The sequence below is a fragment of the Mesorhizobium sp. M1A.F.Ca.ET.072.01.1.1 genome (genome assembly GCF_004023325.1).
Taxonomy (GTDB): domain Bacteria; phylum Pseudomonadota; class Alphaproteobacteria; order Rhizobiales; family Rhizobiaceae; genus Mesorhizobium.
In genome coordinates this window covers 1-8,289 of record NZ_RZSF01000300.1, presented here as the reverse complement: position 1 = coordinate 8,289, position 8,289 = coordinate 1, and the positions used below count along the sequence as shown (strand labels likewise).

General features: G+C 64.1%; 8 protein-coding genes and 1 pseudogene. 8 read left to right on the top strand and 1 reads right to left on the bottom strand.

What is annotated here, in order from left to right; genetic code table 11:
* The 3 genes from EOA32_RS29305 to EOA32_RS29295 form a co-directional block, all read left to right on the top strand.
* Window positions 1-306: SDR family oxidoreductase (locus EOA32_RS29305; RefSeq protein ID WP_128373579.1), on the top strand; the 306-nt coding region annotated here is incomplete at its 5' end.
* Window positions 307-338: 32 nt separating this feature from the next.
* Window positions 339-1,655, top strand: coding sequence for an MFS transporter (locus tag EOA32_RS29300; protein WP_095783894.1), 1,317 nt, complete (start codon window positions 339-341; stop codon window positions 1,653-1,655).
* 86 nt (window positions 1,656-1,741) lie between these two features.
* Window positions 1,742-2,122 (top strand): RidA family protein, encoded by a 381-nt coding sequence (locus EOA32_RS29295; RefSeq protein ID WP_128373578.1) that lies wholly within the window; start codon window positions 1,742-1,744, stop codon window positions 2,120-2,122.
* A gap of 113 nt (window positions 2,123-2,235) precedes the next feature.
* Here the strand turns inward: EOA32_RS29295 and nanR are convergent, their stop codons facing one another.
* A complete protein-coding gene (gene nanR / locus EOA32_RS29290) occupies window positions 2,236-2,949 on the bottom strand; it encodes a transcriptional regulator NanR (RefSeq protein ID WP_095779524.1) in 714 nt (237 codons plus the stop codon).
* A gap of 182 nt (window positions 2,950-3,131) precedes the next feature.
* On the opposite strand from nanR, the gene EOA32_RS29285 reads away from it, so the two are divergent.
* From EOA32_RS29285 to EOA32_RS29265, 5 genes and pseudogenes are all read left to right on the top strand, one after another.
* The gene (locus EOA32_RS29285) at window positions 3,132-4,067 is read left to right on the top strand and encodes a 2-dehydropantoate 2-reductase (protein ID WP_095831562.1); all 936 of its coding nucleotides are present in this window, start codon (window positions 3,132-3,134) and stop codon (window positions 4,065-4,067) included.
* Between the two features lie 36 nt (window positions 4,068-4,103).
* Window positions 4,104-5,630: a sugar ABC transporter ATP-binding protein gene (locus EOA32_RS29280; RefSeq protein ID WP_128373577.1), complete on the top strand. Its 1,527-nt coding sequence runs from the start codon at window positions 4,104-4,106 to the stop codon at window positions 5,628-5,630.
* Between the two features lie 2 nt (window positions 5,631-5,632).
* On the top strand, window positions 5,633-6,646 hold the full coding sequence (locus EOA32_RS29275) for an ABC transporter permease (RefSeq protein ID WP_245499418.1): 1,014 nt from the start codon (window positions 5,633-5,635) through the stop codon (window positions 6,644-6,646).
* Between the two features lie 82 nt (window positions 6,647-6,728).
* Window positions 6,729-7,748, top strand: coding sequence for a substrate-binding domain-containing protein (locus EOA32_RS29270; protein ID WP_095779522.1), 1,020 nt, complete (start codon window positions 6,729-6,731; stop codon window positions 7,746-7,748).
* A 99-nt stretch (window positions 7,749-7,847) separates the two neighbouring features.
* Window positions 7,848-8,289, top strand: a pseudogene (locus EOA32_RS29265) (hypothetical protein); the annotation flags it as partial.

The following is an 8,289-nucleotide window of genomic DNA, read 5'->3' as shown; positions in this document are numbered from 1 at the left end:
GCGCTGATGCTCGCCTCGGCGGGGCTGGCAGCGGCGTGGGGGCATGCAGGCGTAAGGGTGAACGTGATCAATCCGGCCGCCACCATGACCGAACGCCTGCAATTGTCGCTTGAAGTCGAATCCAGGGTGACTGGCAAGACGCCGGAAGAACTGCTGCGGCTGAACGAGCAGCGAATTCCGCTGCGGCGCTACGCAAATCCTGAAGAGGTGGCCGATGCCGCGCTTTTCCTCGCCAGCGCAAGATCCTCCTACGTGACGGGCGCTTCGCTGACCATGGACGGAGGACTTACGCCACTGGTTGTCTAGCCAGCGTCGCATCGACAAAACGGGAGGAAAAGATGTTCACTTGGTACAGGGAGTTGACGTCGCGCGAGCGGAACACCTTCTGGGGCTGTTTCGCCGGCTGGGCCGTCGATGCGATGGATGCGCAGCTCTTCAGCTTCGTGCTGCCGATCCTCATCGCGGCCTGGGGAATGACGACGGCGCAGGCCGGCTATCTGGCCACCGCGACGCTGCTCTCCGCGGCGATCGGAGGGTGGCTCTGCGGCTATCTCGCCGACCGTTTCGGCCGTGCCCGCATCATGCAGTTCACGATCCTTTGGTTCTGCGCCTTCACTTTCCTTGCCGGGTTCGCCCAGGACTTCCAGCAACTGATGGTCTTGCGCATCATGCAGGGGCTGGGCTTCGGCGGCGAGTGGGCGGCCGGTGCGGTCCTCATGGGCGAGATCATCCGCGCCGAACATCGCGGCAAGGCTGTAGGCACCGTCCAGAGCGGATTCGGCATCGGCTGGAGCGCCGCCGCCATATTGGCTGGCGTGGTCCTGGCGCATTTGCCACAGGATTACGGATGGCGCGTGCTGCTGATGATCGGTGTGCTCCCCGGCGTGCTGGTCCTCTATCTGCGCCGCAAGATCGAGGAGCCGGAGATCTTCGTCAAAACGCGCGAGCTCGTCGAGAAGAGCGGCGTTCGGCCCGGGCTGGGTGCGATATTTCAGCCTGACGCCCTGCGCGTGACGATCCTTTCTTCATTGCTGGCATTCGGCGTGATCGGAGTCGGCGGTGCGATCGTCAACTGGCTGCCGACCTTCATGAAGACGGTGCGCGAACTGTCGCCGAGCGCATCTGGATATTACCTGTTCGTGGTGACCGGCGGCTCGTTTTTCGGATTTCTGGCCAGCGCATACCTGGCCGATCGTCTCGGGCGGCGGCGGACGTTTCAGCTTTTTCTGGTATGTTCATGGCTGATCACCATCGCCTATATGTTCCTGCCGCTCTCCGGCTGGTCGCTGATTATCCTGGGTGCGCCGTTCGGCTTCTTCACCATCGGAAACTATGCCGCGCTCGGCCCGTTCTTCACCGAGCTTTTCCCCTCCGCCATCCGCGCCAGCGGTCAGAGCTTCGCCTACAATTTCGGTAAGGCGGCCGGTGCGGCCGCCGTATCCAGCATCGGAATACTGGCGCAACATATCAGCCTGGCGGAGGCGATCGGCCTTGTCGCGCTGTTGGGCTACAGCATCGCATTCGCCGCGACCCTGATGCTGCCCGAGACGCGGGGAATTCAGCTGACGTCCGGCTATGAACCGCCCGCGCCGCGTCCCGACACCGGCGCTTCCTCGCCACCCGCGCAAGCCTCGGTTTTGCGCGCGAGACGATAGGTCCTTCCAGCCGCACTCGTGCGCTAGGCATTCAGACCAGCCGTTCACGAGTTTCCCGCTACAGATCGCGAAGGATCAGCAGAACCATGCGCAAAAGTATTTCGGTGAAAGGACTGAGCCACAGGCATCCAGTTCCCAATGCCTGCCGGATCGGCAACATGGTGTTCTCGGGGGCGATTCATGGCGTCAGTCCGACGACGCAGGAATTGCCGGCCGGAATGGCGGCTCAGTCGGCCAATGTGTTCGCCAACATGCGTGCCGTCATCGAAGCCGCCGGCGGCAGCGCGGAGGACATCATCAGGATGGATATTTATCTCCGCGACAGCAGCGACAGGGGCGCCGTCAATGAAGAATGGCTGCGGATGTTTCCAGATCCCGAGTCGCGTCCGGCCAGGCACGTGAGGCCGTTGACACCGGACAGCGCTTCCCTGGTGCAATGCGAATTCGTCGCAGTTATCGAGCTCTAGAGTTGCATCTGCTGTACTCAACGCTTGCAATTTCTGCGTGAGGTCAGTTCACGTCGATGCATGCCGGCGCCTGCGGGTGAAGTGGTCACCTAAGACGCCGATCCACACAGCTTTCAATCGTGCGTGCGCTGCTGCCAGAAGGTGACGGCAAGCTGCTCGAGATGCGTGCGCATGGCCTGCTCAGCGCGATCGGGATCACGGGCCGCGATGCCGTCATAGATCGCCTTGTGCGCCTCGAACGCCGTCTTTTCCTGCCCCTTTGCCGCAAGGGTCACCGTGCGCTGTTCCTTCAGCCACTCCGAGATCTGGTCGTGCAGCGCGATGAAGACTGGATTGCGCGCCATCTTCGCCAGTTCGAAGTGGAAGGCGATGTCGGTTGAGGTGAAGCGCTCGCGGTCGCCGATCGCTTTCCGGTTGGCTTCGAGCGCAGTCGCCAGCGCCTCGAGGTCCGTGGCCGTCGCGTGCCGGGCGGCCTCGCGCGCCAGCCCAACTTCGAAGAACAGGCGCGCGCCCTGGAAGTAGCGATGTCCCTCCTCGGTCGAAAGCATCTGGCGCACGGCCGGAGCCATGCCAGTGAAGATGTGCGAGGCGGTCGGCATCAGCACCTTGGCCCGCGCGCCATTGGTGAGTTCGACCAGCCCAGCCTTCTGCAGCGAGATCAGCGCCTCGCGGATGGCGGGCCGGCCGACGCCGAAGCGCGTCTGCAGGTCGCGCTCCGGCGGCAGCTGGTCTCCGGGCTTCAGCTTGCCCGACAGGATCTGCGCCTCGAGATGCGAGGCCACGTGCTCGAAGAGCTTCTTGCGTTCTATAACGAGAGGATCGACCATAGACCTTTCATACCATCATACTTGACAACCATGCAACTGCTTGCAAGGATGACCGCAACATAACCAGACAAGGCCGGATCGGCTAGCGGCTTCGCTCGCCGAAAGCGCGTTTCCACAAGATCCCGGAAACGGCGCCCCGGCTTTGCCGAAAACAACCCGTCGTGGGACAGGGAGCGAAAGACATGCGGATCGCCATTCTGGGCGGCGGCGGTGCCATGGGCGGCATTTTCGGCGGCTATCTTGCCCGAGCAGGCAATGACGTGACGCTGATCGACGTCTCGAAGCCGGCCGTGCAAGCGATCAACGACAACGGCCTCACGATCGAGGAGAAGGACGGCTCCCGGCCGGTTATCCGCGTTCCGGCAACAACGGAGCCGTCGAAGGTCGGACCGGTCGACCTGATCATCAACTTCGTCAAATGCTATCACACCGATGCTGCGGTCCGCGCGGCGGCCCCGATGATCGCGGGGGAAACGGCTGTGCTCAGCCTACAGAACGGCTGGGGTAACGCGCCGCGCATCGCCGGCATTGTGGGCGAAGACAAGGTTCTGGTCGGCCTGACTTACCACGGCGGCACGTTGCTCGGCCCCGGCAGGGTGAAGCATCCCGGCGTCGGGATGACCTATATCGGCGAACTGAGCGGCAAGGCGACACCTCGCCTGGACAAGGTGGTCGAGACCTTCCGTGCCGCGCAGATCGAAACCACCAGGTCCGAGCGCATCCTGGACGAGGTATGGAAGAAGCTGGCGCTGAACGCCTGCACGCTGCCGGTCGCCGGCCTACTGCATCTCATGTCGCACGAACTGGTCGCCTTCGACGGCGCCAAGTCGCTGATGGCGGCAATCCTGAAGGAAGTCGTGGCGGTTGCCAAAGCGCAGGGCATTTCGCTCGATTATGACGAGCGCTGGGCCGCCATAACGGGGTTGCTGGAGAAGGCCGTGGGCGGCAAGGCCTCCATGCTCCAGGACGTCGAGGCGCGGCGCCAGACGGAGATCGAGGTCATCAACGGCGCCATCGTCGACGCCGGCAAGCGCACCGGCGTGGCCACGCCGGTGAATGAAACCATGGTCTGGATGATCCAGGCCAAGCAAGCTCACTACCTTCAGGCCAAGGCATAGCCATGCCGGCCGCACTTGTCAGCGCTTGAGGTCGACATGGCGCCGCGCCTCCACATCTCGCAGCTTTGCAAGACGTTCCCCGGCGTTCGGGCACTCGACGACGTGTCGATATCGGTCGAGCCCGGTGAAATCCGGGCACTGCTTGGCGAGAACGGTGCCGGCAAGTCCACGCTGGGAAAAATCGTTGCCGGCGTCTACAGCCGCACCAGCGGCGAGGTGCGGCTCGACGACGCCGTACTCGGCGACCTCGACGAGAAGGCCGCGGGCGAGCTGGGCATCGGCATCGTCCATCAGGAAGGCTCGCTGGTGCCGCAGCTGTCGGTCGCGGAAAACATCTTTGCCGGCCGTCAGCCGACAAAATGGTTCGGCCAGGTCGATATCCGGCTGATGCGCGAAAGAGCGCACGCTCTCATCGCCCAGCTCGGCGTCGCCATCGATCCGGCAATGAAAGTGGCATTCCTGTCGCCAGCCCAGGCGCAGATCGTCGAGATCGCCAAGGCATTGTCGCGCGAACTGAGGCTGCTGATCCTCGACGAGCCGACGGCGGCGCTGACGCTGACCGAAACCGAAAAGCTCTTCGAGATCGTGCGCCGGCTGGCCAGGGACGGCGTTTCGGTCATCTATGTCTCCCACCGCCTAGCCGAGATCTTCGCGCTCTGCGATTCCGTCACGGTGCTCAAGGACGGGCGGCTCGCCGGTACGCGCAAGGTCGCCGAGACGACGACGGACGAGTTGATACGGCTGATGGTCGGGCGCGAGGTTCATCTCACCCGCGCGGCTTCGGCGCGGCAAGCGGGACCGATCGTTTTTGAAGCCGACGGGGTCTCCGCGCCGCCGTTTGTGCGCTCGGCTTCGATCACCGTGCGCGCCGGTGAGGTTGTTTGTCTTGCCGGGTTGATCGGTTCCGGGCGGAGCGAATTCTGCGAGGCCATTTTTGGCGCCAGGCGCCGCACGGCCGGCGACATCCGGATCGGAGGCGCACCGGTCGACCCTCAGGGCCCGTGGGACGCCAAGCACGCCGGCATCGGCATGGTTCCGGAGGATCGCAAGACGTCGGGCCTCTTCCTCGGGATGGACCTCGTCAACAACATCGCCGCCACCGTGCTTTCGAAGGTCTCGTCCGGCGCCAACTTCTCCAACAGCAAGGCCGAACGGCTCGCAGGCGGTTTCGTCAAAGAGCTGCGCATCGCCACCCCCAGCGTGCGCAAGATCGTCGGTGAGCTTTCGGGCGGCAACCAGCAGAAGGTCCTGCTGGCGAAATGGCTGGCCATGGAGCCGCGCCTGCTCATCGTCGACGAGCCGACGCGCGGCGTCGATGTCGGCGCTCGTTCCGAAATTTATCGCCTGCTGCGCGGACTGGCGGAGAAGGGCGTGGCGCTGCTCGTCGTCTCGTCCGAGCTGCCCGAGGTGCTGGCGCTTGCGGACCGGATCGTCGTGATGGCCGAGGGCCGCACGGTCGGGGAACTGCCGGGCGAGGGGGCGACCGAAGAGCAGGTGTTGCGGCTGGCGACCCGGTTCACATCGTCGGTCGCGAACGTACGCGAGGAAGCGGTTGGAGCATGAGCGTGGCACGGATATCCCAAAACGAAGCGCAGGCCCCGGTCGAGCAGCGCGAGGCCCTGCCGCTGCGCATCGTGCGCCGCCTGGCCAACTCGCGGGAGCTGACATTGTTCGTGCTCGTCGTGCTGCTCGCGCTGGCGATGACCATCGTCTATCCGCACAACTTTCCTACCGGGCCGAACATGCGCGCCGTGCTGCTCAATCTGGCACCCGTCGGCATTCTCGTCTGCGGCATGATGCTGCTGATGATCGCCGGCACATTCGACCTGTCCGTCGGATCGACGCTCGCGCTTTCCGGGGTCTGGGCCGGTGTAGTTGCCGGCTGGTGGGGCTGGCCGGCGGAGGCAGCTCTTCTCGTCGGTGTCCTGGTTGGCGCGGTGGCCGGCTTGATCAACGGCCTGATCGTGACCCGCATCGGCATCAACGCGCTGATCGCGACGCTCGGCACGCTCACCATCTATCGCAGCCTGACCTATGTGACGGCCGGAACGGGCGTCACGCCGATCTCCGACAGCTTCGCCGAATATGGCCGCGCCGCCGATCCGATCCTGCGCATCCAGTCGCCGTTCTGGGCGATGCTGATCCTGGTGCTGGTCGGCGGCTGGCTGGTCGCGCGCACCCGCTTCTTCCGCCAGTTCTATTTCGTCGGCGGCAACCCGCGCGCGGCCCAATTGTCCGGCATCCGCGTCGACAGGCTGATCCTCATCGGCTTCATCATAATGGGTGCGCTGGCAGGCATCGCCGGTGTGCTCGGGGCGGCGCGGCTCAACAGCGCTGTTGTCAATGCCGGCGTCGGCATCGAACTCAAGGTCATCACCGCAACGGTCCTTGGCGGCGCCAGCCTCAAGGGCGGCGAGGGCACCGTTCTGGGCGGCATTCTCGGCGTGCTTTTCATCGCGCTGATCGAGAACGCCATGATCATCAACGCGGTTGGCGTTTTCTGGCAGGGACTGGTCGTGGGGCTTGTCCTGCTGTTCGCCGTTTCGCTCGACCGCTTCAAGACCGCGGGCCGCGGCTAGGCCGGCGGGAACCGAGGGGAATCCGGCAAGGCCGGTGGACTGCAAAAAACTGGGAACAGAACCCAATCAGGAGGAAACGGGAATGCGCTTTATGATGAAATCGACATTGGTCGCCTTGGGGATAACGGCGCTCGCGGCAGCCGTGACGGCACCGGCGCGCGCGCAGGAATCGTCTTTCGGCCCGGCCGACGCGAAGGAAACCTATTACTGGATTTCCAACAAGGCCAACCTGCCGCTCTTCGTGCAATACGACTATGTCGGCATGAAGAAGATCGCCGAGGAACTCGGCGTCAAGGTGGTTGTGGCCGGCCCGACCGATTTCGACCTGCCAGGCTTCATCGCCGCTGTCGATCAGGTCTGCGCCCAGAAGCCGAACGGCGTGTCCGTGGTGGGCGGCTGGGATCCGTCGCTGACGGAATCGGTCAAGAAGTGCCTGGAGCAGGGCGTCCCCACCGTCGTCGATGACGGCGACCTGCCGGACTCCGGACGTCTCGCCTACATCGGCACGAACTGGACGCAGGTCGGTGTCGCTCAGGCCAAGAAGATGATGGAGAAGCTGCCCAATGGCGGCAAGCTCGCCATGATGTCGATCATCAACGCCGGTAACATGCGGGAGGCAGTCGCCGGCTTCAAGGCCTATATCGAGGCCAATGGCGGCGGCAAATACAACATCGTCTCCAACGAGGACGACGGCGGCGATGCGCAGAAGGCGGCGCAGGTGACGGCCGCGATCCTCGCTGCCCATCCCGACATCGCCGGCTTAGCGGGCTTCGATTCGGAGTCGGGCGCCGGCATCGTGACCGCGTTGCGTGAGGCCGGCAAGAATCCGGGCGACATCAAGGTGACGGCGATGGAGCAGACGCCGGACTTCTTCAAGACCGCCAAGGAAGGCTGGGTCGACGGCATAGTGGTGCAGAACCGCGAACTGTTCATCTACTACGCGGTCAAGATCCTGCACGACTACAACCACAACGGACTGAAGTCCGCCGGCCTCGGCGCCAGCGACGGTGGCCGCCCGGTTCCGGACACGCTCGACACCGGCGTGCTGCTCGTCACCAAGGACAATGTCGACAAGGTGACGGCCGCGCTCGGCGTCAAGTAGTCGACCACCACACTGAGGGCTCTGCCCTCTTGCCTCCGGCGTTTCACTCCCCGGCCGTCGGAGGCAACATCGAAGCCAGCCAACCCAGAAGTCGCGCCCATGGCCGCAATGGTGACAACGGACGAACCGAACATCCCGGACGAGGTGGACATCCACGATCCGGCGTTCGTTGCCGATCCATTCTCGGCTTTCGAGCATTTGCGCCGGAAATGTCCGGTAGCACGCTCGAACAAATACGGGGGCTTTTGGTTGCTGAGCCGATACGACGATGTACGGAGCGCCGCAATCAATTGGCGCGACTACACGTCCAGCGTTCCCGGCGTGACGGCCATTCCCGTGATCACGCCGCGGACCGAACCCCAACTGCCGATCGAAATCGATCCGCCCCGGCATTCGCGTTATCGCGCCCTGGTCAACCCGGTCTTCGCGCCGCAGCGAATTGCCGCGATCACACCTCGCGTAAAAATGCTGGCCCGGTCGCTCTTCGAAAAGATGATCGCTGCGGGAAAGGCCGAGGCCGTGGCCGAATTCTGCGTGCCGG

Coding starts and splice junctions, on each gene's coding strand:
- EOA32_RS29300 (WP_095783894.1), top strand. CDS start 339: ATGTTCACTTGGTACAGGGAGTTGACGTCGCGCGAGCGGAACACCTTC.
- EOA32_RS29295 (WP_128373578.1), top strand. CDS start 1,742: ATGCGCAAAAGTATTTCGGTGAAAGGACTGAGCCACAGGCATCCAGTT.
- nanR (WP_095779524.1), bottom strand. CDS start 2,949: ATGGTCGATCCTCTCGTTATAGAACGCAAGAAGCTCTTCGAGCACGTG.
- EOA32_RS29285 (WP_095831562.1), top strand. CDS start 3,132: ATGCGGATCGCCATTCTGGGCGGCGGCGGTGCCATGGGCGGCATTTTC.
- EOA32_RS29280 (WP_128373577.1), top strand. CDS start 4,104: ATGGCGCCGCGCCTCCACATCTCGCAGCTTTGCAAGACGTTCCCCGGC.
- EOA32_RS29270 (WP_095779522.1), top strand. CDS start 6,729: ATGCGCTTTATGATGAAATCGACATTGGTCGCCTTGGGGATAACGGCG.